The organism is Halogeometricum rufum, assembly GCF_900112175.1.
Taxonomy (GTDB): Archaea; Halobacteriota; Halobacteria; order Halobacteriales; family Haloferacaceae; genus Halogeometricum; species Halogeometricum rufum.
On the sequence record NZ_FOYT01000002.1, the window covers coordinates 561,471 to 587,040 of the forward strand.

The following is a 25,570-nucleotide window of genomic DNA, read 5'->3' on the forward strand; positions in this document are numbered from 1 at the left end:
CCGACGCGGCCGCGGGGCAAGACCGTTGGCATCCCGACCGCCGACCTTTTGTCGGTGCTTCGCTCACAGTCGGTGATGGCCGACGACTCCGGTCCCCGCCTCCCCCTGTACGTCCGCGACGTCCTCCAGACCGTCGCCGCCGTCGCCCTCGTCGGCGCGATTCTGTTCGCGGTGACGGGCATCTGGCCCCCGATGGTCGCCGTCGAGAGCGGTAGCATGGAACCGCACATCGACACCGGCGACATGGTGCTCGTCTCCGACACGAACCGCTACGCCGGCGGGGCGGCGGACGAACACGGCATCGTCACCCGCGCGGCGGCGGAGGGGTACACCCGCTTCTCCGACGGGGGCGACGTCGTCGTCTACATGCCGCCCGGCAGGACGGGGTCGCCGATAATCCACCGCGCGCAGTTCCGCGTCGATGCCGGCGAGAACTGGTACGACAGGGCCGACCCCGACGCCATCGGTGCGGGCGTCGATAGCTGTGCGGAACTGACGAACTGCCCGGCGCCGAACGCGGGCTACATCACGAAGGGCGACGACGTGGCGCGGTACGACCAGGCGACCGGACTCGCGCCGCCCGTCGCGCCCGAGTGGGTCCGCGCGAAGGCGCAGGTCCGCGTCCCCTTCCTCGGGTGGGTGCGACTCGCCATCGCCGGGAAACTGTAGCTACTTCTCGCGGGCGCGTCGCTCGAACAGGCGGGTCGTCCGGTCGTCCTCCTTCCACTCGCCGAGTTCCTTCGGGTCGACGTGGACGAACACGTCGTCCACCTCGGGCAAGTCGCGTATCGACTCGACCACCGCCGACTCGATGTCGTGCGCCTCGAACAGCGTCATGTCGCCCTCCACCTCGATGTGGAGGCTCACGTCTATCTCCGGGCCGACGTAGTGGGCGACCACGTCGTGCGCGCCCCGCACCTCGGGGTGTTCGAGTGCGCGTTCGAGAATCTCCGCCGTCAGGTCGTCCGGCGGCGCCGCGCCGACGAGGTAGTTCACGTTGTCGCGGACGATTTCGTAGCCCGTGTAGACGATGCCCAAGGAGACGACGCCCGCGGCGATGGGGTCGAGGATGGGGACGCCGTAACTCGCGCCGAGGACGCCGACGAGGGCCGCGCCGGCGGTGAGGATGTCGTTGCGGTTGTCGAGGGCGGTGGCGACGATGGCGGGCGAGTGGGTTCGCTCGCCGATGCGGAGGCAGTAGCGGTAGAGGCCGTACTTCACGACGGCGGAGACGACGAGGACGGCGACGCCCGCCGTCCCGGCGGTGCGCCCGTACGTCCCGTTCAGGACGGAGGTGGTCGCGTTCCACAGGACGCCCGCGCCGGCCGCGAAGACGCCGACGGCGACGAACAGGGAGACGAACGGTTCGATTCGCTCGTGGCCGTGCGGGTGTTCGAAGTCGGGCGGTTGCGTCGTCAGGTACAGGCCCGCGAGGACGATGATGCTGTAGACGGCGTCGGCGGCGCTGTTGACGGCTTCGGACCCGACGGCGAGGCTCCCCGTCGACCACCAGACGCCGGCCTTCGCGAGGGCGAGTCCGACGTTCACCGCGAGGATGACGAACCCCACCCGGCGCATCACCCTGCTTCGGTCGCCGCTCATCACCGGACATTGCCGAGGGACACGCATTACGTTTGCTATGACGGCGACGCCGCCGTCGGGCGTCCGGGCCGGGCGCTCAGTCGTCGCCCGCCCCGAAGTCGAACGCGACGGCGTCGTCGTCGCCGTCCGCGTGGGCACCGTCCTGCGCCGCGAACGCCTCGTGGAGGCGGTCGTACGTGTCGTCCAACGCCTCGACGATGACCTTCGTGTCGCCGACGACGGGCATGAAGTTCGTGTCGCCGTTCCACCGCGGGACGACGTGCGTGTGCAGGTGGTCGTCGATGGACCCGCCGGCGGCGCCGCCGCCGAGGTTCTCGCCCGCGTTGGCCCCGTCCGGGCCGAGGGCGGTGTCGAGGGCCTCCAGCGTCCGCGCCTTCAGTTTCGCGTGGTCGAGCAGTTCCGCGTCGGTCAGGTCGCCCCACGACCCGGCGTGGCGGTAGGGGATGACCATCGCGTGGCCGGGGTTGTACGGGTAGTTGTTGAGGAGGACGAACGAGCGGTCGCTCCGCGCGACGATTCGGTTCGCCCTGTCGTCGTCGGCGTCGGGGAGCGCGCAGAACGGACAGTCGCCGTCGCCGTCGCCGTCGCGTTCGACCCACTCGATGCGCCACGGGGCGAATATCTGGTCCATGTCTCTCATCCGGGAGTGCCGGCGTTATAGACCCGGCTATCCGGACCCGGCGGGCGACCCGAAGCGTTCGAAGACCGTTCGCGTCGCTGTCGAATACGTTCATACCAGATTGCGACGTAGAGGTGTCGATGAGTACGAAACCCGACCCCTCCGAGTTCGTCGAACCGTGCCGCGACTGCGGGCGCGACACGCCGCACCGCGTCGGCGTCGAACTCGTGACGGAGAGCGGAGACCCGACCACCGCGCCGTTCTCTCGGGAACCCTACCGCGTCTCCGTCTGCACCGTCTGCGGGGCCGAGGAGTCGGTTCGGATGAACGGCGGGTGAGGACCGGCCGCCCTACTCGGTGAGTATCTCGCAGCCGTCCTCGGTGACGACGACGGTGTGTTCGGCCTGACTCACGAGTTCGCCGTCGTCCTCCTTCAGGACGGGGTAGCCGTGCAGGACGCCCTGCTGTTTCAGTCGCTGGACGGCGATGTCCGCGCGCGAGGAGTCCAGCCACCGGGCGGCGAACGGGAGCGTCCGGTACTCCTCGGTGACCTGTTCGAGGACCTCTCGCGCCGCGCGGTTGCGCACCGACCGGTCGCGTTCGAGGCTGTAAATCTCCTCTTTGGACCCCTCGGTGACCTTCCCCGACCCCGTCGTCGCGAACGGTTCGATGGCCACCACGTCGCCGACTTCGAACTCGACGCCGCGTTCGGTGCCGCGGTTCGGGACGTTCGGGCCCGTGTGGGCGTCCCACTGCTCGACGCCGTGTCCCGAGAGGTTGAGGACCGGCGTATAGCCGTAGCCTCGAATCACGTCCTCTATCTCCGCGCCGACGGCGCCCGTCTGGACGCCGGGGGCGACGGCGTCGAGGGCGGCGTCGAGTGCCTCCTCGGCCGCCTCCTTCAGTTCGGCGTTGCCCGAGAGGTCCACCGTCACCGCGGCGTCGGCGATGTAGCCGTCGACGTGGACGCCGCAGTCCAGACAGACCATGTCCTCGCCGAACTCCGTGTCGTCGTCGCGGCCCGGGGTGGCGTGGGACGCCTCCTCGTTCACGCTGATGTTGGTCGGGAAGGCACAGCCGTCGGCGAGTTCGTAGATTCGCTCTTCGGCGTACTCGGCGACTTCGAGGTGCGTCACGCCCGGTTCCACCATCTCGGCCGTCTCGTCGAGAACCTGCCGGAGGACCTGCCCGGCCTCTCGGTAGTTCTCGACCGTCTCCTCGTCGAGGGGTCCGATGCTCATGGCCCGTCGTTGGCGCGAGCGAATGAAAGAGGTTGCGGACCCCGTCTCCGTCCGCCGAACGCGGCGCTCTCGGCGGGCCGTCGGACCGGTCGTGCATCTCCCTCTCGTGACTATATAGAGCACACAGCACCTCCTAGCAACGGTTTATTGACTCCGTACCCTCGCGTCAGAGGAACGATGAGTGAGCCAGGGTTCGACGCGGACGTACCACACCGGCGACTCGACGTGGACGACTGGGACGACGTCTACGTCGTCGGCGACGTGCACGGCTGCCGGTCCGAACTGGAGCGCATGCTCGAGAAACTCGGCGTCAGCGACGACGACTTGGTCGTCTTCGTCGGCGACCTGGTCCGCAAGGGACCCGACAGCGCGGGCGTGGTGTCGCTGGTCCGCGAGGCCGAGAACATGTTCACCGTCCGCGGCAACAACGAGGAGAAACTCATCCGCGGGACGAAGGAACTCGACGAACTCACCGACGACCAGATGGCGTGGATTCGGGACCTCCCCGTCGCCATCTCGTGGGCGGATACCCTCGTCGTCCACGGCGGCGTGGACCCGCGGAAACCGCTGGCCGACCACTCCGTCGACGAGTTAGAGAACTGCCGCGAACTCGACGGCGCGGACGGCGAGCCCTACTGGTGGGAGGTTCACGAGGGACCCCACCGCGTCTTCTTCGGCCACACGCCGCTGGCCGCGCCCGTCTACCGCCGCCACGCCGTCGGCCTCGACACCGGCTGTGTCTACGGCAACGAACTCACCGCCTACGACTGGCACGACGACGAGTTCGTCACCGTGTCGCCCGAGGAGACGGTGCAGGAGCGGGCGGCGTCGAAGTGGGTCCGCCCCGCCGTCGCCCCGATGCAGTGACGGCGAACCGCTGAGCGGGCGGCGAACCCGTAAAGTCACTCGGCGAACACTCTCCGTCCATGGATTCGGAGGAACCGGCGTCGGGAGACGCCGCCGCAAGGACGCCGGCTATCGCGCCCGACGCCCCGGCGTCGTTCGAGGACGCGCACGTGAGCGACGCCGCGTGGTATCTCAACCGCGAACTGAGCGAACTCTCTTTTCACCACCGCGTCCTCCACGAAGCGCTCGACGAGGAGAACCCGCCGCTCGAACGCGCGAAGTTCCTCGCCATCCTCACCGGCAACCTCGACGAGTTCTTCATGAAGCGCGTCGGCGGCCTCAAACAGCAGATCGCCGCCGGCGTGACGGAGCCCTCGCCTGACGGGCGGACGCCGCGGGCGCAGTGGTCGGCCGTCCTCTCGCGGGCGGACGACCTGTTCGCCGAACAGGAGCGCTGCTACCGCGAAGCCGTCCGCCCCGCCCTCGCCGACGCGGGCGTCCGCATCCTCGACTACGACGACCTGACGGCGGCCGAACGCGACCGCCTCCGGTCGTACTTCGAGGCGTCCGTCCTCCCGACGCTGACGCCGCTGACGTTCGACCCGACGGCGTCGTTCCCGTTCGTCTCGAACCTCAGCCTCTCGGTGGCCGTCCTCACGCGCGAGGAGGAGGACGACGACCTGCGATTCTCCCGGGTGAAGGTGCCGCCGAACCGACCCCGACTCGTCGACGTCGGCGGCGTGGCCGGGGAGGGACCCACCGGCGAGGCGGGCGAGCGGTTCGTCCTCCTCGAAGACGTCGTCCGCGCGAACCTCGACCTCGTGTTCCCGAACGTGGAGGTGGTCGGCACGTCGCTGTTTCGGGTGACGCGCAACGCCGAGGTGCGGCGCAACGAGGAGGTGGCCGAGGGCCTCATCGAGGCCATCGAGGACGTCCTCAGACAGCGACGGTTCGCCACCGTCGTCCGCCTCGAACTCGACGCCGACACGCCGGCGTTCGTCCGCGACCTGTTGGTCGAACACCTCGGCGTCGACGAGGCGGAGGTGTACGAACGCGACGGGCCGATAGACTACCGCTTCTGCTTCCGCCTCGCGGACCTCGACAGGCCGGACCTGCGACTGCCGTCGTGGACGCCGCAACCGCACCCCCGACTGGCCGACCACGCGGCCGACGACCCGGCGTCGCTGTTCGCGGAGATTCGGGCCGGCGACGTCCTCGTCCACCACCCGTACCACTCCTTTTCGGGCACCGTGCAGACGTTCCTCTCCGCGGCGGCCCGGGACCCGGACGTCCTCGCCATCAAGATGACCATCTACCGCACTGCACCCGACTCCAGCGTCGTCCGGACGCTCATCGACGCCGCCGCCCGCGGCAAGCAGGTGGCGGTGATGGTCGAGTTGAAGGCGCGGTTCGACGAGGAGAACAACCTCCGGTGGGTCCGCCGACTGGAGGAGGAGGGCATCCACGTCGCCTACGGCACCGTCGGGCTGAAGACGCACGCGAAGACGGCGCTGGTCGTCCGCGAGGAGGACGACGGGGTCCGCCTCTACTCGCACGTCGCAACCGGCAACTACCACTCCGAGACGGCGAAGACGTACACCGACCTCGGACTGCTCACCGCCGACCGGAGCGTCGGGCGCGACCTGGTGAACCTGTTCAACTTCTTCACCGGGCACGCCCGCCACACCGACTACCGGACGCTGCTCGTCGCGCCGGAGAACCTCCGAAACGAGCTCGTGCGCCTGATTCGCCGCGAGGCGACGAACGCCCGCGCGGGGGCAGACGCCCGCATCGTCGCCAAGATGAACTCGCTGGAGGACCCCGAGATAGTCCGCGAACTGTACGAGGCGTCGCGAGCGGGCGTCGAAATCGACCTCGTGGTGCGCGGCATCTGCCGCCTCCGACCCGGCGTCGAGGGACTCTCCGAGACGGTCACCGTCTCCAGCGTCGTCGGTCGCTTCCTCGAACACTCGCGCGTCTTCTACTTCGAGAACGCGCGGGGTGCAGCCTCGACGGGCGACGCCGCCGCCGGTGGCGGGAACGGAACCGGCGACGAGAGCGGAGACGGTGACGGGAACGGAGACGGCGACGAGAGCGGGGCCGGGGGCGCACCGGAGTACTACATCGGCTCCGCGGACTGGATGACGCGCAACCTCGACCGGCGGGTGGAGGCCGTCGTCCCCGTCGAGAGCCCGGAACTCCAGCACGAACTCGACGTGGTGCTGCAGACGCTTCTGGCCGACAACCGCAAGCGGTGGCGGATGACCGCCGACGGCGCGTACGAGCGGTGCCGCCCCGGCGACGACGCGGAACTCGTCGCGCAGGAGGTGTTGATGTCGCTGGCGCGGACCGACGCGCGACACGAGTCGATACGGCGAGAGGGGTTCGCCGGCGACGACTGGTGACGGCCGCTCAGGCGGCGGCCGCGTCCGACGCGTCGTCGCGTTCGCCGCCGAGGAGCCACACCGTGTACCGGCCCGAGAGCCACGCGAGGCCGTTCAGGAGGTTCAGCGTGACGACGGCGAGGACGACGCCGAAGCCCGCGACGGCCGTCGCCTCCGCGAGCGTCGTCACCTGCCACGAGGTGAGGCTGAAGGCGGCGCGGACGCCGACGAGGGCGCCGTCCCAGCCGAGGAACATCTCGGGGCGGAAGACGGCCGGTTCGGAGGCGAGTAGTCCGACGTAGACGCCCGGTCGGTCGTAGACGAACGGGACGGCGAGCAGCGAGACGGCCGTCACGAGCAGCGACGTGATGGCGGTGAAGGAGACGACGCCGAAGACGAGTTTGCTGGCGAGGTAGGCGACGGCCTTCCACGTCCGCAGGCCGACGACGAGTCGCTTCGTTCGCTCGACGAGCGAGTCGGAGTCGGGCGTCGCCGGCGGGGTGACGGAGACGCCGAGCAGCAGCGTCGCCAGCTTCCGTTCGACCGACGCCAGACCGAGGGCGACGGCGAGGACGGCGACGAGGAGGGGAATCCCGACGACGACGAACGCGAGGCTCACGCCGACGCCGAACCCGACGGCGAGGAAGACGAAGTAGGTCAGCCCGAGCGGAAACGCGAGCGAGAGGTACAGCAGGTTGCGATACGTCTGCGGGCGGAGCGGTGCGGCGGCGGCCGACCGGAGGGAGCCTGTCGGCCAGGGGGAGGGCGTTGGGAGTCGAGCGTCACTCGACATGATTCACCGGTGACACTCGTGCGCGGCGGCATAAGCGTTCGGTAGAGTCGCCGCCTCGGAAAGTCCTCGAACGGTATTACGCCGGGTCCGGCGGAAGCGTCGTTCGGAACGTGGAGCCGTGTGGACCGCCAGTCACCGACCGCGCCCGACGCTCGCGCCCCCCGACGAGCCGCCGTGCTCGATGCGCAGTATTTTTTGTCGAATGACAGGAAAGCTCGAAGCGATGGTCGAGGGAGACGGCGACGCCGAGGAGGAACTCGTGAGCCTCCTCGACGACCGGTACGCGCGGGAGATACTGGTCGAGACGTGCGAGGAGCCTCGCTCGGCCGACGCGCTCAGCGAGGCGTGCGACGCCTCCCCCTCGACGATATACCGCCGCATCGAACGCCTCCGGGAACGAGACCTGCTGGAGGGCCAGCAGCGACTCGACCCCGACGGACACCACTACGAGGTGTACGCCGCCCGCCTCCACCGCGTCACGGTCGAACTCACTCCCGACGGGTTCGTCGTGGACGTCGAACGCGAGACGGGCGAGACGGCCGCCGACCGCTTTACGAGTCTGTACGAGGAGTTGTCCGGACGATGATGGGGACGACGACCGGACAGGTGTCCGTCACGGGCGGGTCGGCGCCGATGGTGTTCGCCGCCTTCGCCCTGTTCGCGGCGTCGCTGGTCCTCTCCGGACTGGTGACCTACCGGTTCGCGCGGGGCTACCTCCGCACGGGCACCCGTCCGCTGTTGCAACTGGCCGTCGGGATGTGCCTGCTCACGGCCGTCCCGATGCTCCTCCGCGTCGGTCTCACCACCGCCGGCGTCGACTCCGCGGTGCGCATCATCGCCGCGAGCGTCAGCGAACTGCTCGGCCTCCTCGCCGTCCTCTACACCGTCTACGAACGATGAACCTCTCCACTATCGCCTTCGCCACGACAGTCGTCACCGCCGCCGTCGGCGCGTTCGTCGCGTCGCTCGCCTACCGGGGCTACCGCCGCCACGAGAGCGAGACGATGCGCGCGCTCGCCGTCGGCGTCGCGCTCATCGCCGTCGTCCCCGTCTTCGTGACGGGGCTGTCGGACGTCGCGGAACTCTCCGACGCGTCGGTGCTGGTCGCCGTCCTCCTGTCGCACACGCTCGGTCTCCTCGCGGTCTACCGGTCGCTCGACTAGACCGACTTATATCTTGGGCAGAGTCGCCCGCTCGGCGAGTTGCCGGGCGTCTATACGTCGCTCCCGTCGCTCCTCCAGAGTGCCGGCAGACGACCGACACGCCCCCTCCCACGCCGCGGGACCGAGGCGCCGATTCGTCGTCGCCTCGTCCGTGGTCGAGACGCCGCTCTCCCCCAGTCGGTCCCGCCGCTGTCGGCCCCCCTGACGTTCGACGCCCTCACCCACGTATCGTCCGCCACCCGCTCGACGCCCTCGCGCCCGCTTTCGCTCCGGTCACCTCGACCCCCCACGAACGGAGCCGAACGGCCGAGGCGCGTCGCTCGCGTCGTCCAGGTCCCTCGCCGGCGCAGTCGCTTCTCGTGCGTCGCCGCGAATCCGCCGAAGGAGACCAGCGGCCGCCTACGTGACCGACACGTCGCCGGTTTCCGAAGATACCCGGAGCGTCGGCCCGCCGTCGCCGACGGTGCCGGCGACGCGCCGGTCTGACCGTCGCGCGTCGTCCAGCGTCGCCGAGACGGTCAGGTCGCCGTGCGTCGTCTCCGCGACGACGCGGGCGCCGAGCGACGCGCCGAGTGACGCGCGGACATCGCCGTTCGTCGCCCCCACGTCGGCGTCCGAGCGCAGGGCGCGGACCGTCGCCTCCGCGTCGCCGTTCTTCGAGACGACGCCGCGGACGCCGTCGCAGGAGTGCGCGCGGACGTCGCCGTTCACGCTCTGCACGCGGACGAACCCGTCGACGTCCGTCGCCGTCGCGTCGCCGTTGGTCGTGCGAACGACGGCGTCGCCGCCCGTCCCGTGAGCGGTCACGTCGCCGTCCGACGACCGGGCGGCCGCGACGACGACGGACGGGTGCGCCTCGATGCGGAGTCGGACGTTCGGCGTCGGCCCGAGTCTGACGACGCCGTCCTCGGTCCGGACGCGCGCCTCGGCCCGGCCGTCCGTCGTCGTCAGCGAGAACGTCGCCGACGAGAGCGAACGCAGGAGCGACGAGGAGCGCTTCGTGACGTGCGCGCGGACCGCGCCGGCCGACAGGTCGGCGTTCGGCGTGACCGTCACGTCGCCGACGTCGGCCGCGACGACCAGCGACTGCACGCCCGTCGCGGCGTCCGTCGTCGTCTCGCGCTTCCCGACGAACGGCCGGACCGTTCCCGTACACCCCGCCAGTCCGGCGAGACCGGTGACGGCGGCGGACGCGAACGCGCGGCGTCGGAGGGCGTCGTCGTGGAGGCTGTCTGTGTCGTCCATCTCGTCCGTGTGTCGTCGGTGCGTCACTTCAACCTCCGCCGCCCGTCGCCGACCGGACGACTGGCCCCCGACGTTTATGTGGGAGAGCGCCGCCAGACCCTCCGCCTCAGAGGACGACGTCGCCGTCGAGGAGCAGTTCCGCCTCGGTCCGTTCGGCCTCCGGTCCCTCCGCGACCAGCGTCGGTTCGCCGACCCGGTCGTCGAAGCGCTCCGGGTCGGGTTCGACGCGCGTCAGCATCGCCGAGAAGCGCGTTCCCTGTCTCCCCTCGGCGGAGACGATACCGCCGTACCGTCGCTCCTCGAACGGCGTCTCGTCGGGGTCGGGGAACTCCTCGCGGATGATCTGTGCCGTCTCGCGGACGTATTCGGCCGCTCGCCGCTGGCTGTACTGGCTCTCCGCGTGGTACGCCTCGGCGTGTTCGGGGTCGAGGTCCGTGGCGTCGTGTTCCGGCGACTCGTAGCGGACCGACTCCGTCGTCCGGTATCCGCTCGCGAAGCGAGCGTTCACCGTGAAGCTGTCGGGGTACCGGAGGATGATGGGAAAGAACAGCACGTCGGTGACGGTGGTGCGCTGCTGTATCCGCCAGAGCCCCTCGAAGTAGTAGGCGGCGAGCGCGCCGATTCGGTCGTCCCGCTCACCGCGGCTGTAGGCGACGGCGACGGACTCGTAGTCGTCGCCCGCGAACTGCCGGAGTCGCCGGCGGAAGCTCTCGGCGACCCGGTCGAACTCCGCCTCGTAGGCCGCCAGCAACGGGACGTCGGGGTCCGCGAGCAGGTCCGCCTTCCGCTCTCTGGCGTCCGCGACGCGCATCATGTTCTCGTGGAACAGGCGTTCGGCGTCCTCGTCCGGGAGCGGTGTCCGGACGGCGGTCCGGTGTAGCACCTCCGCATCCCCGTTGAACCGTTGGCCCGTTATCGTCATCGACCACACAACTATTTCGAGTGTTGATAATTCCTCGGTCGACGGTCGGAACGGGAGGAAAGCGGCTCTGTTGAAATCCTCTGCCGACGATAGTTTGTCGAGGCCGTGCTGAATACAGAGCGCATATCGGGCAGAATGCCGTCGTTGAATCGCTAAGTGTAGGGCGCGAATCCGTCAAAGAGATGGCGTTTAAGCTCGCTCGACGAGCAAGTGAGAACGGGCGTTAGCGAGCGAGAGCGAGCGCCGTGTCGATATCTCCGTACCAGGGGTTCCCGTGTCCGGGCAGTAGAGTCACTGATCCCAACCCTTCGAGGCGAGCGAGCGACGCTTCGGCCTCCTCGGGGTCTTCATCGGCGGCACCGAGTAGTTGCGGATCTCCCTCCTTTTGGGTGAAGATGTCCCGCGTGGCGAGCACGTCGCCACAGAAGAGAATTTCGCGGTCCTCGACGAATAATACACACGACCCCGGCGTGTGACCGGGCGCAAAGATCACACGCGGTTCGCCTGGCACAGAGAGCACATCCCCCTCGGAGAGCAGATCAACATCGGCAAGCGGTTCGACGGACCTGACGCCATCGCGGAACATCTCAAGAACGTAGGCGAAGAACCGTGGCCGCCAAAGGTTCCGTAGGTACCATCTCGGAGGACTCTGTGGATGGCTGCGAAGGAGGGGTAAGTCGTCTGGATGACAGTAGACAGAAACGTTCTGGCTGGCCAACGTCTTGGCGAAGCCGACGTGGTCTACGTCTGCATGTGTCAGCACGAGCGCGGCAACGTCGTCAAGTTCGTAGCCGTTTTCATCGAGCCAGGCAACTAGCTGCGGCCAGTGGGCGGGGAGCCCCGCGTCGATGATCGTCACCTCCTCGTCCCCTTCGAGGATATACCAGTTGATCCGACGCGTTCCGAACCGGTAGACGCCCTCGGCCACCTTGCGATCTGGGACGTGAATACGGTTACTAGTTGAGGACATGCTATGCTAGCACTTCGCATCCAACGTAGATAGGTGTCTCGTCTGTGGTAGGTTCCAGTAGGTTTGCTGTAGACACCCTCTACAGTCGACACGCGATACTTGTCAGTATCTGTAGGTTTCAACAGAGCCAGGAAAGCGGGTCTGAACGCCGCGAATTACTCGCCGAGCAGGCGGCCGACGAGGGTTCGCAGGAACTCCACTTCCTCGGGGAAGATGCCGTGGCCGCGGCCCTCGTACACGTCGAACCGAACGTCGGCACCCATCCGTTCGAACTCATCCACCGTCTCCTCGGCGCGCGAGACGGGGATGTGCGGGTCGTCGTCGCTGACGCCGAGCATGACGGGCGTGCCGTCGAGCGACCCCTCGAAGTGGAACGTCTCCCCCTCGGGGCCGACGAACCCGCCGGAGAGGAGGACGACGCCGCCGTAGCGGCGGGGGTTCAGCGCCGCGTACGACGAGAGGAGACACGCCCCCTGCGAGAACCCCGTCAGCAGGAGTTTCTCTGCCGGCAGACCGGTCGTCTCGCGGGCGCGTTCGACGGCGCGGGCGAGGTGCGCCAGCGCCGACTCGTAGAACGGGGCGTTCGACTCCCGGGGGGCCATGAACGAGTTCGGGTACCACGTGCCGCGCGCCGCCTGCGGGGCGACGTAGTGGACGCCCTCGCGGCCGAACTCGTCGGCGAACTGGAGCATCCCGCGGGCAGTCGCGCCGCGGCCGTGGACGAGGACGACGGCGGCGTCGGCCTCCTCGGGGTCGGCGCCGGCGGTCAGAATCGGCTGGTCGGCGTGCGGGTCGGCGTCGGCCATCAGTCGGCGGCCTCCTCCGTGACGGCGTCGAGTGGGGGCAGGTGCGCCCGAATCTCCTCGCGGTCGTCTTCCAGCCACGACGGGAGTTTGAGCTCCGACCCGAGCGACTCGACGGACTCGTCGGCGGTGAATCCGGGACCGTCGGTGGCTATCTCGAACAGGACGCCGCCGGGTTCGCGGAAGTAGATGGACTGGAAGTACTGGCGGTCCTTCTGCGGCGTGACGTGCTGACCGGCCTCCGAGAGCGTCTCGCGCCACGCCATCTGCGTCTCCGCGTCGGGCACGCGGAACGCGACGTGGTGGACGGTGCCGACGCCGGGGCGGCCGCGCGGCGACTCGCGGGTCAGGAGGTCCACGACCGTCGCCCGGTCGCCGGGGGCGACGTAGCGCACGCGGTCGGCCGTCTCCGCGGTCCGTTCGAGGCCGAGGAGTTCGAGGACGCGACCGGTCGCGTCGGGGCGGGCCGACTGGAGCGTCACGCCGTGGAAGCCGCGAACCGCGGCGTCGACGGGGACGGGGCCGTCCGCCCACGGGTCGACGGCGGACTCGCTCTCGACCAGTTCGAGGGGTTGGCCGTCGCCGTCCGCGAACGGGAGGACGTCCGCGCCGAACCGCGTCTCGACGTCGTCGACGGTCACGCCGTGCGATTCGAGTCGCTCCCGCCAGTAGTCGAGACTCCCCTCGGGGACGGCGAACGCCGTCGCGACGGCCTGTCCGCGGCCGGACCGGCCGGGGCGGCCCTCGCCGAACGGGAAGAACGTCAGCGCCGTGCCGGGCGACCCCGTCTCGTCGCCGTAGTAGAGGTGGTAGGTGTGCGTGTCGTCGAAGTTGACCGTTCGCTTGACGAGGCGGAGTCCGAGCACGTCGGTGTAGAACCGGACGTTCTCGCTCGGGTCGCCCGCGACGGCCGTCACGTGGTGGATGCCTTCGGTGTTCATGGGTGTCGAGGCCGGCTCTCGCCGGTTTCACTCTGATACTTAGTACGGAACCGAAACCATATGTAGGTTCCCGGACGTACGAGTCACCACGTGACATCAATGTCCCCGGACGACGACGACGAGAGATACAGCGAGGAAGCGTGCGGCGTCATCGACTCCATCCAGCAGATCGGCTCCCAGTGGCGACTCATCGTCCTCCACGACCTGCAGGACGGCGAGAAGCGCTTCAACGAACTCAAGCGTTCGACGGGGTCGAGTTCGCGGACGCTCTCGCGCGTCCTCGACGACCTGCAGGAACTCGGGTTCGTCTCCCGGCGACTGGAGGAGGACGCGCCCGTGGCGACGTACTACTCGCTCACGTCGAAGGGGGAGTCGCTGGCCCCGGTGTTCGAGGAGATAAACTGCTGGGCCGACCAGTGGCTCGGCGCGACGCCGACGGGCGAGGACCCCGCGGCGGTCGAAGACGAGGGCGACGGGGCCGGCGCGGCGACGGCCGAGGGCGAGTAGTCAGTCGCCGTCTTCGCCGCCGGGGGCCTCTCCGCGGCGGGCGCGGAGTCCCTGTCTCGTGAACTGCGGGTCGCCGCGGACGCGCACGCCGCGTTTGCGGCGGAACGTCCGGTAGAGGAGGAACGCCAACGGGACGACGCCGAGGGCGACGACGCCCGCGGTCAGCTGATTCTCCAGCGCGTACAGCAGGGCGACGGCGAGGAGGTTCCCGCCGAGGAGGATGCCCGAGACGACCTTGCGGCCGAACGCCGAGAGCGCGTCCGAGTCGTCGAGGACGACGTTCACCCGGACGTTCTCGCGTTCGACCAGCCCGAGCACCGAGTTCAGTTTCGGCGGCACCGACAGGAGCGTCCGCGCCGTCTCCTGCACCTGTTCGCCCGCCTCTTCGACCGTCTCGCGGGCGAACCGCTCGCCCATCGAGGGTTCGCCCTCCTCGCCGCCCATCCCGCGCTCTCTCACGTAGTCGGTCACCTCGTCCACGAAGTCGAACTCGGGGACGAGCGTCCGGCAGACGCCCTCCAGCACCGTCGAGACGCGGACGACGAGCGCGAGGTCCTGCGGCAGTCTGAGCGGGAAGTCGTACAGCGTCTCCTCGAACTGCGACACCAACTGCTGGACGCGGTACTGGTCGACGTCCTGCCCGCGGAGCGTCTCGATGGCGACGGCGAACGTCTCGCGCATCAGTTCCCGGTCGGCCGCGGGGTCCAGCGCCTCCATGGCGACGAAGGCGTCTATCACCCGGTCGATGTCGTCGCGCGCGACGCCGACGTAGAAGTCGTACATGTGGTCCCGCGTCGCGGCGTCCACGCGACCGGTCATGCCGAAGTCGTAGAAGACGAGCGTGCCGTCCGACTGGACGGCGAGGTTACCGGGGTGGGGGTCGGCGTGGAACGCGCCGTCTTCGAGAATCATCTGGATGTACGTCCGTTCGAGGCGGCGGGCGAGTGCCTCGCGGTCGATTCCGAGTCGGTCTAACTCCCGCACGCGGTCTATCTTGACGCCCTCGACGTACTCCATCGTGAGGACGTTCCGCGTCGAGTAGGCGTCGACGGGGTCGGGGACGCGAATCTTCGGGTCGTCCGCGAAGTTGGCCCCGATTTCGCGGAGCATCCGCGCCTCGTGGTCGTAGTCCATCTCCTCGTGGATGGTGTCGGCGAACTCGTCGGCGAGGTTCTCGAACGTGAATCGCTGGCCGGGGTGGGCGAAGAACAGGAGGACGGGCATCAGCGTCTCGACGACGCGCAGGTCCGCCGCCACGACGCGGCGGATGTCGGGGCGGAGCACCTTGACGGCCACCTCCTCGCCGTCGGCGACGGCGGTGTACACCTGCCCGAGACTCGCCCCGCTTATCGGTTCGCGGTCGAAGCGGTCGAACACCTCGTCGACGGGGCCGAGTTCCGCCTCGACGCGGGGACGGACCGTCTCCCAGTCGTCCGGCGGCACCTCGTCCTGCAACGACGAGAGGACGTCGACGTACTCGCCGGGGAGGGCGTCCGGCCGCGTCGAGAGAATCTGCCCCAGTTTGATGAACGTCGGGCCGAGGGAGACGAGGCTGTCGCGGAGGGACGTCGCCCGCCGCCGCCGCGTCGTCGAGTCGGGGCGGCGGCGACGGCCGAACAGGAGGAACCGGCGCCTGTCGCGCGCCATCCCCACGAACAGGGGGAGGAACGCGCGGACGACGACGAGGAGTCGCCACAGCGACCGGAGCCTGACGCGGAGGCCCGACGGTCGGTCCGCGTCGGCGTCGGGGCCGGCGGCGTCGGAATCGGCGGCACCGGGTTCGGCGTCCGCGGGGTCGGTCGCATCGGCGGGTTCGGAGGCGGGGGCCGACATTCGGAGTGGTTCACTCTCGGGACCGCGAGCGTAAAAAGGGGACGCGTCGTCGACCTTCAGATTTCGTCGTCGGGGTCGTGGTCGCTCGCGACTCGGTCGGCCTCGGCCGCGTAGCGGTCGCGCGTCTCCGGGTCCGCGACCGGTTCGAGATTCCCGGGGTCGACGTCCTTCGCGGCGGTGACCGTCTTCGTGTCGATGACCTGCGCGGCCAACTCGTTCCTGAACACCCGGTCGCCCTCGGGCGTCGCGTACGTCAGGATGACCAGGTCGCGGTCGTTGTAGCCCCGTTCGACCAGCCAACATCGGACGGTGTCGCTCATACCGGTCGTTGGTGCCGGAGCGGTTTCTACGCTGGGGCGGACGCCCGCCGGCGGCGCGGGTCACCCGTTATTTCCCTCCGATAGATTCAGCCAATCATAAGGGAAGATTATGTTCGTCACGGCTGTCGGTCGACCCGTATGTCGAACGGCCACAACCTGACCGACTACGACGCGACGCGGGAGTCGTTCTCGTGGGACGACGTGTACGCCGAGGCTGACTGGGACGCACCCGAGCGACTGAACGTCGCGCACGAGACGGTCGACCGGCACGCCGAGGACCGCGAGAAGGTCGCCCTCTACCAGGTCGGCACCGACGGCGAACTGACGAAGACGACGTTCTGGGAGTTGGCCGACCGGTCGAGCCAGTTCGCCAACGTTCTGGCGGAACTCGGCGTCGAACGCGGCGACCGCGTCTTCTCGTACATGCCGCGCATCCCCGAACACTACGTCGCCCTCGTCGGGACGCTCAAACACGGCGCGGTCTGGGGGAGCGTCAACGAGCGGTTCGGTCCCGACGGCATCTCCTACCGCCTCGACGACTGCGACGCCAGCGTCGTCGTCACCACGACCGACAACCGCGACACGGTGGCCGAGGCGCTGACGGACGCGCCGTCGGTCGAACACGTCGTCACCGTGGACCGCGGCGGCGGCGCGCCCGTCGACGACATCGCGTTCGGCCCCGCGCTCGACGACGCGAGCACGACGCACGAGGCCGCCGACACCGGCGGCGAGGACGACGCGCTCCTCTACTACACTTCGGGGACGACGGGGTTGGCGAAGGGCGTCCTCCACAAGCAGCGCTGGATAGCCGGCGTCGCGGCGACGCAGCAGTACGCCGTGGACCTGCAACCCGGCGACCTCTACTGGAGCACCGGCGACCTGGGCTGGCTGACCGGCGCGATAAACACGCTGGGCGCGTGGTTCTGGGGCGCGTCGCTGTTCACCTACGAGGGCGAGTTCGACCCCGAGGCGTGGGTCGAACTGCTCGACGAGTACCCCGTCGACGTCCTGTTCTCGGTCCCGACGGCGTACCGGATGCTCAGGGAGCGAGACGAACTGCTGGCCGACGCCGACGTGGACCTGCGGCACGCGCTCTCCATCGGCGAACCGCTCAGCGCCGGCGTCGTCGAGTGGGGTCGCGAGACGCTCGGCGTCACCATCCTCGACACGTACGGGCAGACGGAGACGGGGAACATGATAATCAACAACTACCCGACGATGGACCTCAAGCCGGGGTCGATGGGGAAGCCGCTCCCCGGCATCGAAGCCGACATCGTCGACCCCGACACCGGCGAGGTGCTCGACCCGGGCGAGACCGGCGAGATAGCCGAACGCGGCGACTACCCGTGCTTCTTCGCGGAGTACTGGAACAAGCCCGAGCAGACGGCCGACTGTTTCGTGGACGGTCCCAGCGGCGAGTGGTATCTCTCCGGTGACCTCGCGTACAAGGACGAGGACGGCTACTTCTGGTTCGAGGGCCGCGCCGACGACGTCATCCTCTCGTCGGGCTACCGCATCGGCCCGTTCGAGGTGGAGAGCGCGCTCGGCGAACACGAGGCCGTCGCGGAGTCGGCCGTCGTCCCCAAACCCCACCGCGAACGCGGCAACATCGTCAAGGCGTACGTCGTCCTCAGCGAGGGGACCGAACCGTCCGAGGAGTTGAAGGAGGACATCAAGAACCACGTGAAGACCGAACTCTCGGCCCACGAGTACCCGCGAGAGATCGAGTTCCGCGACGAACTGCCGAAGACGGTCACGGGCAAGATTCGTCGCACCGAACTGAGAGACGAGACCGAGGGCTGAACCGCAGGCGAGACGCCGGCGCGTGCTACGTCCCTTCGACTAACCGCTTCAGATGCTCGGGCGGCACCGCGCCGCGGGCGCCGTACCCGTCGTAGGCGAACGTCGGCACGCCGGTCACGCCCTGCTGTCTCGCCTCGCCGAACGTCCGCCGGACCTCCTCGCGGAGGGCCTCGTCCGAGAGCGCCGACCGGACCTCCTCGCCCGCGACGCCGGCGTCCGCGGCGAGTTCGACGAGTACCGCTTCGTCGCCGATATCCGCGCCGTCCTGCCAGAGGGCGTCGAACACCGCCTCGTCGAACGCCAGCCACGTCTCGTAGTCGTAGTGCTCCTTCACGTAGTACGAGACCACCTGCGCGGGAAGCGAGTCCACGTCGGTGGCGATGTCGAGGTCCATCTCCACGTCGTACTTCTCCTGGAGGCGACGGACGTTCTCCTTGGCCTGTTCGTAGTAGTCGTCGTCCTTGCCGTCGTCCACCGAGTGGTCGATGGTGCCGTCGGGGTTCCGCTTCTGACTGCGCAGGTCGAACGGGTGCCAGTCGATTTCGAGTTCGTCCTCGCGGGTCGCCTGATACTGTCGCAGCGACTCGCGCCCGAGATAGCAGAACGGGCAGACGTAGTCGGAGTAGACGGTGATTCGGTCCGGAGAGTCGGCGTCGCTCATGCGTCCGGTACGTGGGCGGGCGGGTACAAGACACCACCGCGTCGATGCGTGCGCGGTGTCGTCCCACCACCGCGTCGATACGTGCGCGGTGTCGTCCCACCACCGCGTCGATACGTGCGCGGTGTCGTCCCACCACCGCGTCGGTACGTGCGCGGTGTCGTCCCACCACCGCGTCGATACGTGCGCGGTGTCGTACACGCGTCCGGGGTGTGCCCCGCCGGGACACGACCGCGGCGGGCCGTCGCCGTCTCGCGTCGTGACCCCGCAGTCCTCCCCCTTCCGCGTCGCACCGGGCCGCACGGACTCGAACCGGGCCGCGCCGACTCAGATGCCGTACGTCACGCCGGTCAGGTGCTCCGACAGTTCCCACAGTCGGTGGGCGTCGTCCTCGTCGCGCGACGCCTCGCTGGACTCGTTCTCGCCGGGGTGCCCGCGCATGTTCTGGAAGCCGGTCGGGCCGACGTACGTCCCGCCGCGGGCGTCGTCGGCGGTGGCGGCGTACAGGAGGGGGAGCGCGCCCATCTCGGCGCTCTGCGCGAACGCGCGGTTCGCGAGCCCCATCCCCAGTTTCCGGACGAACGACCCCTCCATCTCCGGCCCGCGACGCTGGAGGTTCGTGTCGGCGTAACCGGGGTGACAGCCGAGGCTCACCACGTCGTCGACGCCCGCCAGTTCCAGTCGTCGCTGGAGTTCGTACGCGAACAGGAGGTTCGCCAGTTTGCTCTGGGCGTAGGCGTCCCACTTGTCGTACGACTCCTCGCCCATGGGGTCCGAAAAGTCCATCTCACCGTTCTCGTGCAGGCCGCTGGACTGGGCGACGACGCGCGTCTCGCCCTCGGTGTCGCGGAGGGTGTCGAGGAGGAGGCCGGTGAGGGCGAAGTGGCCGAGGTGGTTGACGCCGAACTGCATCTCGAAGCCCTGTTCGGTCTCCCGGCGCGGAATCGCCATCAGGCCCGCGTTGTTCGCGAGGACGTGGCAGTCGTCGAACTCCGCTCGGAACCAGTCGGCGAACCGGCGGACGGAGTCGAGGTCCGCGAGGTCGAGTCTGGCCAGCGTGAGGTCGGCGTCGGGCACCGCTTCGCGGACGTCTCGGGCGGCCTCGCGCCCGCGTTCGGGACTCCGGACCGCCATCACGACGTGAGCGCCCTTCGCCGCCAGCGCTCGCGTCGCCTCGTAGCCGAGTCCGCTGTTCGCGCCGGTCACGACCATCGTCTTCCCCGAGCAGTCGGGGACGTCGTCGGCAGTCCACTTGGAGGTCATCGGCCGACGCTACGGCGCGACGACGGGTAAGTTCGTGGCCCGCGGCAGTCGGTCGACCTACCGTTCGGCGACGCCCGTCTGCATGCCGTCGGTGTTGAACGCGCTCCCGACGCCCTCGCGACCGGCGACGATGACGCCCGCGCCGGAGCCCGTGAGTTCTCCGAACTCCTCGATGGCCAGGTCGGCGGCCGACTGGGCGTCCTCGCCGCGTTCGAGGTGGCGGACCGCGCGGCGGGTGAGCGTGGTCTTGGCGATGTCCTCGCCCGCGCCCGTCGCGGAGGCGGCCCCCGCGGGCGCGGCGTAGAACCCGGACCCGACCTGCGGCACGTCACCGACGCGGCCGGCGAGGGCGAACCACCGCCCGCCGGTGGAGGTGGCGGCGGCGAACGCCTCCCCGTCGAAGGCGACGGCCCCGACGGTGTCGTGGTCCGAGAGGTCCGCGTCGTTCGAGGCGGTTGCGCTCGACTGCCCGAACTTGTCGTCGAGCCACGACAGGTGGTCGCGCGGCGACCCCGCCGGCGGGTCCGCCTCGTCCCAGCGCTGCCTCGTCTCGTCGGTGAAGAGGTCCACTCCGGTCTCGACGCCGAAGTCGGCGGCCACGTCCACCGCCGGTTCGCCCGCGACGAAGACGTGCGGCGTCTCCTCCATCACGGCGCGGGCGGCGGAGACGGCGTGCTCGACGCCCGGCATGCCCGCGACGGCACCCGTCTCGCGGGCACTCGTCATCACGCCCGCGTCCGTCCGCACCCGTCCGTCGGACTGGACCGCCCCGCCGACGCCGGCGTTGAACGCCGGGTCCGACTCCATGACGCGGATGGCCGCTTCGACGGCGTCGACCGGGTCAGCCCGAGACGCGCCAGTCGCCGCCGCGTGGTCCACCGTCTCCTGTCTGGGTTCCGGGTCGTCCGGGACGCCGCCCGCCCCGCCGTGAACGATGACTCGCATGTCGTCGGCGACGAACGGGGAGCGCAAAACGGCACCGACACCCGCCGTCGCCTGCCGCGAGTCGGCGGCCGTATCGGCGGAAGTCGCGTTCGCCCGAACGGCCGCGAGGGGACGAAGCGGCCACGTTCGCCGGGAAATCCAAGACTTGCCGTCCTGAACGATAACGGCAATACTTTACCGCCGGTCCGGGAACACCCGTCTGTTCATGAGCTACGACCAGATCGAAGTTCCCGAGAACGGGGAGAAGATCACGCTCGCCGACGAGGAGACGGGCGAGCTGTCGGTTCCCGACAACCCGATTATCCCCATCATCCACGGCGACGGCATCGGCACGGACGTCGGTCCGGCCGCCCAGAAGGTACTCGACGCCGCCGCGGATGCGACCGGTCGCTCCATCGAGTGGCTCCGCGTGTACGCGGGCGAGTCCGCCCGCGAGAAGTACGACGAGAACCTGCCCGAGGACACGGTGCAGGCAATCAGGGACCACCGCGTCGCCATCAAAGGTCCGCTCACCACGCCCGTCGGCGCGGGCTTCCGCTCGCTCAACGTCGCGCTCCGAAAGAAGCTCGACCTCTACGCGAACGTCCGCCCGACGTACCACCTCGACGGCGTCCCGTCGCCCGTGAAGAACCCCTCGGCGATGGACATGGTCACGTTCCGGGAGAACACCGAGGACGTGTACGCCGGCATCGAGTGGGAGGCCGGCACCGACGAGGTTCAGCAGGTCAAGGAGTTCGTCGAGGACGAGATGGGCGAGGACGACGTGATGCACGACGGCCCCATCGGCATCGGCATCAAGCCCATCACCGAGTTCGGGACGAAGCGGCTGGTCCGCGAGGCCATCGAGTACGCCCTCGAGAACGACCGCGACTCGGTCACCCTCGTCCACAAGGGTAACATCATGAAGTTCACCGAGGGCGCGTTCCGTGACTGGGGCTACGAACTCGCAGAGGAGGAGTTCGCCGAGGAGACCATCACCGAGGACGAACTCTGGGAGGAGTACGACGGCGAGCAGCCCGACGACAAGGTCGTCGTCAAGGACCGCATCGCCGACAACATGCTCCAGCAGCTCCTGACGCGGACCGACCAGTACGGCGTCATCGCGACGATGAACCTGAACGGCGACTACATGTCCGACGCCGCCGGCGCGCAGATCGGCGGACTCGGCATCGCCCCCGGCGCGAACTTCGGCGAGGGCCTCTGCCTCGCGGAACCCGTCCACGGGTCCGCGCCCAAGTACGCGGGCGAGGACAAGGTGAACCCGACGGCGATGATCCTCTCCGGCCGCCTCATGTTCGAGTACATGGGCTGGAAGGACGCCGGGAAGCTCATCCGCGACGCCGTCGAGAAGACCATCTCCGAGGGCGACGTGACGTACGACCTCGAACGGCAGATCGAGGGCGGCAACAAACTCGCCACGAGCGAGTTCGCCGAGGCCGTCGTCGAGAACATCGAAACGCTCTCGTAGAGAGCGTTTCGTGCGCTCGGAAATCGTAGATTTCCGAGAACATCGAAGAACTCGCATAAGCGATTTGTTCGAGCAGCCAGAACTCGCGTAACGAGCGCTTCTCGCGCCCGAAATTCTCCTCTCTTTTCGCCGCGCGAGCGACGCTACTCGCCCTCGCCCCAGTCGGCCATCCGCCGCGGCGGGCTGAAGACGTCGAGGCCCTCGACTGGGACGTCGCCGCGGTTCTCGGCACCGTGCAGTTCGTCGGCGTCGAGTGCGTACGAGTCGCCCGGGCCGACGACGACTTCTCGCTCGTCCTCGCCGACGACGAAGGTGAGTTCGCCGCTGACGACGTAGCCGACCTGCTCCTGATCGTGGCTGTGCGCGGGCACCGTCGCCCCCGGTTCGATGCGGAAGTGCTGGACGTTCACCCGGTCGCTCCCGGCGAGGACCGAGAGGTGGACGTCCGGGACGGCTTCGACCGCTTCGACCGAGTCGGTGGAGACGCGTTCCATGCAGAGTTGGACGCCCGACCCGGTATAAACGTACGCCCGGTGCCAAGGTTCAAATCCGACGACGCGGAAGCGAGCGTATGTACGCGGTGGTCGGGTGTACCGAGTGCGGCAGCATGTGGCTGCTCACCGACCCGAGACAGTCGAAGACGGCCAACTGTCCGCGGTGCGGGCGGACGCACCAGACGAAGAAACTGCGGACGTTCATCGAGACGGAGGACCGCGAAGCGGCCAGACAGGCCCGCGCCGCCCTCCTCGCGAAGAAGCACGGCGACAGCGAGGCGTTCGCCGAGACGGCGCACGTCTCTGAGATGGAGGAGTCGGTCGCCGAGTCCGGCGTCGACGACGAGGAGTACCTCGAAGCGTCGGGTCTCGACGCCGACGAAGTCGCGTCGGCGGGCGAACGGGCGATGGGCGGGGCGTCGTCGTCGCCGAATCGCGTCGACGTGGTTCGCGAGGCGATTCGGGCGACGGACCGGCCGACGGAGGACGAGGTGGCCGCCTACGCCGCAGAGCGCGGCGTCCCCGACGCGGCGGCGCGTGACCTCCTCGAAAAACTGACCAGACGCGGCGAGGTGTCGGAGTCGCGCGGTCGGTACCGACTGCTCTGAATCGCCGCCCTGCTCTGATACTCCCGCGGAGCCTCAGAGGAGGCCGAGCAGTTTCAGCGCGGTCAGGAGCGACACGACGGTGCCCAAGAGGAGTTTCACGAGGCGCAACAGACGCGTCGCCGTCCGGAGGTCGGCGGAGCCGTCTCCGGAGTCGCCGGCGGCGTCGCTCTCGGCGTCGCGCGCATCGGCCGGCGCGTCCGGCGGACCGGTGCCAGCGGGGGGCGTCGCTGGCGCGTTCGTTCGTGGGGACATGACGCGGAGCGTCCGCGGCGGGACGGGGAGCCCGCCGCGAACGTATCCGGAGAGAGGGCCGAGAGACGGGTAAAACCGAGCCATGGGTGCGCGGCGAAAGTGACCGCTCCGGCGGAAGTGGTGCGGCGGTGGCGACGGGCGCGCGGGCAGAGTGACGGCGAACGCCGGCGACGGAAAACGAAACGCTTTGTCGGTCGCCGCGCGGAGAGGAGGTATGAGCGACTCGCTGCCCGCGCCCGTCGGCGTCGCCGTCCGTGCCATCGTCGGGGCGTGCTTCGTCGCCGGCGGTGTCCTCGCCCTCCTCGGCCAGCGACTCGTCCTCGCCGGGTTCGCGTTCCTCGTCGGCTACACCGCGCTGGCGGCGGCGGCCGTCGTCCGGGGGCAACGCCGTCGCGGGGCGGGCCTGTCGCTGTCGGGTCTCGGGTGGGTGTCGGTGGCCGTCGGCATCGCCCTCGGGTTCGCGACGGACCCCGGCCTCGCCCTCGTCGTCGCCGGCGTCGTCCTCCTCGTCGTCGGGACGGCCGTCGTCGCCCGGCCGTGGCGCCTGCTGACGGGCGATTCGAGGAGAGCGGCCGAGTGAGGAACGCGGGCGACGGGGCGCGCTACCGCCCGAGTTCGGCGTGCGCGCTGGAGAGGTGCCGCGACGCGAGTGCGGAGAGTAAGTTGAGTTCACCCGCGAGAGCGCCGACGGCGATGGCCTCCGCGAGGGCGTCGGCGTTCGACCCCGCGGGGTCACCGCCCCCCCGGACGCCGAGGACGTCGAGTCCCTCGGCCTGCGTCGGTAGTTTCGTCCCGCCGCCGACGGTGCCGACTTCGAGACTGGCGACGGAGACGGAGACGTACAGGTCGCCGTCCCGCACGTCCGCGGTGGTGATGGCGTTGGACCCCTCCACCACCTGCGCGGCGTCCTGTCCGGTGGCGAGGAACATCGCGGCGACGACGTTGGCGACGTGGGCGTTGAACCCCAGACTGGCCGCCTTCGCCGACCCGACGAGGTTCTTGCGGGTGTTCAACTCGGCCACCGCCTCGGGCGTCGTGTGCAGTCGGTCTTCGACCACCTCGCGCGGGATGGTCACGTCGGCGGTGACGGAGCGTCCCCGTCCTTCGACGGCGTTTATCGCCGCGGGTTTCTTGTCGGTGCAGAGGTTGCCCGAGACGGCCACGAGGGAGGCGTCCGTCTCCGCTTCGACCACGTCGCAGGCCGCCCGCGTGGCGATGGTGACCATGTTCATCCCCATCGCGTCCTTCGTGTCGTAGCGGAAGCGTAGGTAGACGGAGTCACCGACGACGTACGGCGTCACGTCCAGTAGTTCGCCGTGACTGGTCGTCTCCTCGGCCGCCTCCGCGAGGGTGTCCTCGTTGTCGCGGACCCACTCGACCAGCGCTTCGGCCGCCACCACGTCGGCGACGCGGAAGACGGGGGCGCGGGTCATCCCGGACTTCAGGACGCGCGCGTTCGCGCCGCCGGCCTCGTTCAGGACCGAACAGCCGCGGTTGACGCTCGCGAGGAGGGCCCCCTCAGTCGTCGCCAGGGGGAGGTAGCGCTCGCCGTCGAGACTGCCGCCGCGTATCTCGACAGGGCCGGCGACGCCCATCGGCACCTGCACGGTCCCGACCATGTTCTCGATGTTGGGGTCGGCGCGTTCGGCCGGGAAGCCGTAGTCGCCGACGGCGTCCAGCGACGCCCCCGACTGCGCTTCGACGAGGAGGCGGCGGGCCGCCGTCGCCGTGTCGGCGTCCGCGTGGTCTTCGAGTTCGTGGAGTCGCAACTCGCCCTCCCGGACGCGTTCGGCGAGTGCTTCGGCCGTCGTAGCGTCGGTCATGTGCGGGAGTTTTTCGCGACTTCCCTAACCGTTACCGGTTCCCGGCCTCTACGCGTCTTCCCGCGGG

29 protein-coding genes are annotated in these 25,570 nt (G+C 69.3%); 12 read left to right on the forward strand and 17 right to left on the reverse strand.

Translation table 11 applies throughout. The annotated features are described in order from the left end of the window. The first annotated feature begins 75 nt into the window (after positions 1-75). Positions 76-669 (forward strand): S26 family signal peptidase, encoded by a 594-nt coding sequence (locus BM310_RS12470; protein ID WP_089808180.1) that lies wholly within the window; start codon positions 76-78, stop codon positions 667-669. Here the strand turns inward: BM310_RS12470 and BM310_RS12475 are convergent, their stop codons facing one another. Continuing rightward, the gene (locus BM310_RS12475) at positions 670-1,602 is read right to left on the reverse strand and encodes a cation diffusion facilitator family transporter (RefSeq protein ID WP_218156436.1); all 933 of its coding nucleotides are present in this window, start codon (positions 1,600-1,602) and stop codon (positions 670-672) included. Between the two features lie 76 nt (positions 1,603-1,678). Continuing rightward, positions 1,679-2,233, reverse strand: coding sequence for an HIT family protein (locus tag BM310_RS12480; protein ID WP_089808184.1), 555 nt, complete (start codon positions 2,231-2,233; stop codon positions 1,679-1,681). 128 nt (positions 2,234-2,361) lie between these two features. Here BM310_RS12480 and BM310_RS12485 point away from each other — a divergent pair, with 128 nt between their 5' ends. After that, positions 2,362-2,559, forward strand: coding sequence for a DUF7835 family putative zinc beta-ribbon protein (locus BM310_RS12485; RefSeq protein ID WP_089808186.1), 198 nt, complete (start codon positions 2,362-2,364; stop codon positions 2,557-2,559). 12 nt (positions 2,560-2,571) lie between these two features. Here the strand turns inward: BM310_RS12485 and map are convergent, their stop codons facing one another. Continuing rightward, complete coding sequence (gene map, locus BM310_RS12490; RefSeq protein ID WP_089808188.1) at positions 2,572-3,462, reverse strand: type II methionyl aminopeptidase; 891 nt, start codon at positions 3,460-3,462, stop codon at positions 2,572-2,574. 177 nt (positions 3,463-3,639) lie between these two features. Here map and BM310_RS12495 point away from each other — a divergent pair, with 177 nt between their 5' ends. Next, the gene (locus tag BM310_RS12495; RefSeq protein ID WP_089808190.1) at positions 3,640-4,329 is read left to right on the forward strand and encodes a metallophosphoesterase family protein; all 690 of its coding nucleotides are present in this window, start codon (positions 3,640-3,642) and stop codon (positions 4,327-4,329) included. 59 nt (positions 4,330-4,388) lie between these two features. After that, entirely contained in the window at positions 4,389-6,713 is a 2,325-nt protein-coding gene (ppk1, locus tag BM310_RS12500; protein WP_089808192.1) for a polyphosphate kinase 1, read from the forward strand. A gap of 7 nt (positions 6,714-6,720) precedes the next feature. Here ppk1 and BM310_RS12505 read toward each other — a convergent pair whose 3' ends face one another. Further along, on the reverse strand, positions 6,721-7,485 hold the full coding sequence (locus BM310_RS12505) for a sensor domain-containing protein (protein ID WP_089808194.1): 765 nt from the start codon (positions 7,483-7,485) through the stop codon (positions 6,721-6,723). Positions 7,486-7,687: 202 nt separating this feature from the next. On the opposite strand from BM310_RS12505, the gene BM310_RS12510 reads away from it, so the two are divergent. The 3 genes from BM310_RS12510 to BM310_RS12520 are packed head-to-tail and all read left to right on the forward strand — an operon-like array spanning position 7,688 to position 8,648. Continuing rightward, the gene (locus tag BM310_RS12510) at positions 7,688-8,071 is read left to right on the forward strand and encodes a winged helix-turn-helix domain-containing protein (protein ID WP_231751507.1); all 384 of its coding nucleotides are present in this window, start codon (positions 7,688-7,690) and stop codon (positions 8,069-8,071) included. Beyond that, complete coding sequence (locus BM310_RS12515) at positions 8,068-8,385, forward strand: DUF7521 family protein (RefSeq protein WP_245778488.1); 318 nt, start codon at positions 8,068-8,070, stop codon at positions 8,383-8,385. Before BM310_RS12510 ends, BM310_RS12515 begins: the two co-directional genes overlap by 4 nt. Further along, positions 8,382-8,648, forward strand: coding sequence for a DUF7521 family protein (locus BM310_RS12520; protein WP_089808198.1), 267 nt, complete (start codon positions 8,382-8,384; stop codon positions 8,646-8,648). The genes BM310_RS12515 and BM310_RS12520 overlap by 4 nt, the downstream gene beginning before the upstream one ends. 399 nt (positions 8,649-9,047) lie before the next feature. Here the strand turns inward: BM310_RS12520 and BM310_RS12530 are convergent, their stop codons facing one another. The 5 genes from BM310_RS12530 to BM310_RS12550 form a co-directional block, all read right to left on the reverse strand. Further along, positions 9,048-9,893, reverse strand: coding sequence for a DUF4097 family beta strand repeat-containing protein (locus BM310_RS12530; protein WP_089809218.1), 846 nt, complete (start codon positions 9,891-9,893; stop codon positions 9,048-9,050). A gap of 106 nt (positions 9,894-9,999) precedes the next feature. Beyond that, positions 10,000-10,815 (reverse strand): hypothetical protein, encoded by an 816-nt coding sequence (locus BM310_RS12535; protein WP_177232608.1) that lies wholly within the window; start codon positions 10,813-10,815, stop codon positions 10,000-10,002. A gap of 223 nt (positions 10,816-11,038) precedes the next feature. After that, the gene (locus BM310_RS12540; RefSeq protein WP_177232609.1) at positions 11,039-11,743 is read right to left on the reverse strand and encodes an MBL fold metallo-hydrolase; all 705 of its coding nucleotides are present in this window, start codon (positions 11,741-11,743) and stop codon (positions 11,039-11,041) included. A 197-nt stretch (positions 11,744-11,940) separates the two neighbouring features. Beyond that, positions 11,941-12,591, reverse strand: coding sequence for an alpha/beta hydrolase (locus tag BM310_RS12545; RefSeq protein ID WP_089808204.1), 651 nt, complete (start codon positions 12,589-12,591; stop codon positions 11,941-11,943). Continuing rightward, positions 12,591-13,529, reverse strand: a complete 939-nt coding sequence (locus BM310_RS12550) for a ring-cleaving dioxygenase (protein WP_089808206.1) — start codon at positions 13,527-13,529, stop codon at positions 12,591-12,593. Before BM310_RS12550 ends, BM310_RS12545 begins: the two co-directional genes overlap by 1 nt. A 99-nt stretch (positions 13,530-13,628) precedes the next feature. Between BM310_RS12550 and BM310_RS12555 the strand changes: the two genes are divergently transcribed. After that, positions 13,629-14,036 (forward strand): winged helix-turn-helix transcriptional regulator, encoded by a 408-nt coding sequence (locus BM310_RS12555; protein WP_089808208.1) that lies wholly within the window; start codon positions 13,629-13,631, stop codon positions 14,034-14,036. Here the strand turns inward: BM310_RS12555 and BM310_RS12560 are convergent, their stop codons facing one another. Then, the gene (locus BM310_RS12560; RefSeq protein WP_089808209.1) at positions 14,037-15,869 is read right to left on the reverse strand and encodes an ABC1 kinase family protein; all 1,833 of its coding nucleotides are present in this window, start codon (positions 15,867-15,869) and stop codon (positions 14,037-14,039) included. Between the two features lie 56 nt (positions 15,870-15,925). Continuing rightward, positions 15,926-16,189, reverse strand: a complete 264-nt coding sequence (locus BM310_RS12565; RefSeq protein WP_089808212.1) for a hypothetical protein — start codon at positions 16,187-16,189, stop codon at positions 15,926-15,928. Between the two features lie 138 nt (positions 16,190-16,327). Here BM310_RS12565 and BM310_RS12570 point away from each other — a divergent pair, with 138 nt between their 5' ends. Further along, positions 16,328-17,992, forward strand: coding sequence for an acyl-CoA synthetase (locus BM310_RS12570; protein ID WP_089808214.1), 1,665 nt, complete (start codon positions 16,328-16,330; stop codon positions 17,990-17,992). A gap of 25 nt (positions 17,993-18,017) precedes the next feature. Here BM310_RS12570 and BM310_RS12575 read toward each other — a convergent pair whose 3' ends face one another. From BM310_RS12575 to BM310_RS12585, 3 genes are all read right to left on the reverse strand, one after another. Next, positions 18,018-18,653, reverse strand: coding sequence for a DsbA family oxidoreductase (locus BM310_RS12575; protein WP_089809221.1), 636 nt, complete (start codon positions 18,651-18,653; stop codon positions 18,018-18,020). 324 nt (positions 18,654-18,977) lie between these two features. Further along, a complete protein-coding gene (locus BM310_RS12580; protein ID WP_089808216.1) occupies positions 18,978-19,913 on the reverse strand; it encodes an oxidoreductase in 936 nt (311 codons plus the stop codon). Between the two features lie 57 nt (positions 19,914-19,970). Continuing rightward, on the reverse strand, positions 19,971-20,858 hold the full coding sequence (locus tag BM310_RS12585; RefSeq protein ID WP_089808218.1) for an isoaspartyl peptidase/L-asparaginase: 888 nt from the start codon (positions 20,856-20,858) through the stop codon (positions 19,971-19,973). A 205-nt stretch (positions 20,859-21,063) separates the two neighbouring features. Between BM310_RS12585 and icd the strand changes: the two genes are divergently transcribed. Then, positions 21,064-22,326: an isocitrate dehydrogenase (NADP(+)) gene (icd, locus tag BM310_RS12590; RefSeq protein WP_089808220.1), complete on the forward strand. Its 1,263-nt coding sequence runs from the start codon at positions 21,064-21,066 to the stop codon at positions 22,324-22,326. Positions 22,327-22,469: 143 nt separating this feature from the next. Here the strand turns inward: icd and BM310_RS12595 are convergent, their stop codons facing one another. Beyond that, entirely contained in the window at positions 22,470-22,820 is a 351-nt protein-coding gene (locus BM310_RS12595) for a cupin domain-containing protein (protein WP_089808222.1), read from the reverse strand. 77 nt (positions 22,821-22,897) lie between these two features. Here BM310_RS12595 and BM310_RS12600 point away from each other — a divergent pair, with 77 nt between their 5' ends. Next, positions 22,898-23,428 carry a DUF5817 domain-containing protein gene (locus BM310_RS12600; protein WP_089808224.1) on the forward strand — a complete coding sequence of 177 codons (531 nt, stop codon included), beginning with the start codon at positions 22,898-22,900 and terminating at the stop codon, positions 23,426-23,428. Between the two features lie 33 nt (positions 23,429-23,461). Here BM310_RS12600 and BM310_RS12605 read toward each other — a convergent pair whose 3' ends face one another. After that, positions 23,462-23,680: a hypothetical protein gene (locus tag BM310_RS12605; protein WP_245778489.1), complete on the reverse strand. Its 219-nt coding sequence runs from the start codon at positions 23,678-23,680 to the stop codon at positions 23,462-23,464. A 214-nt stretch (positions 23,681-23,894) separates the two neighbouring features. Between BM310_RS12605 and BM310_RS12610 the strand changes: the two genes are divergently transcribed. Beyond that, complete coding sequence (locus BM310_RS12610) at positions 23,895-24,260, forward strand: hypothetical protein (RefSeq protein ID WP_089808228.1); 366 nt, start codon at positions 23,895-23,897, stop codon at positions 24,258-24,260. 22 nt (positions 24,261-24,282) lie between these two features. Here BM310_RS12610 and hmgA read toward each other — a convergent pair whose 3' ends face one another. Next, complete coding sequence (gene hmgA, locus BM310_RS12615) at positions 24,283-25,503, reverse strand: hydroxymethylglutaryl-CoA reductase (NADPH) (protein ID WP_089808230.1); 1,221 nt, start codon at positions 25,501-25,503, stop codon at positions 24,283-24,285. Between the last annotated feature and the right edge of the window lie 67 nt (positions 25,504-25,570).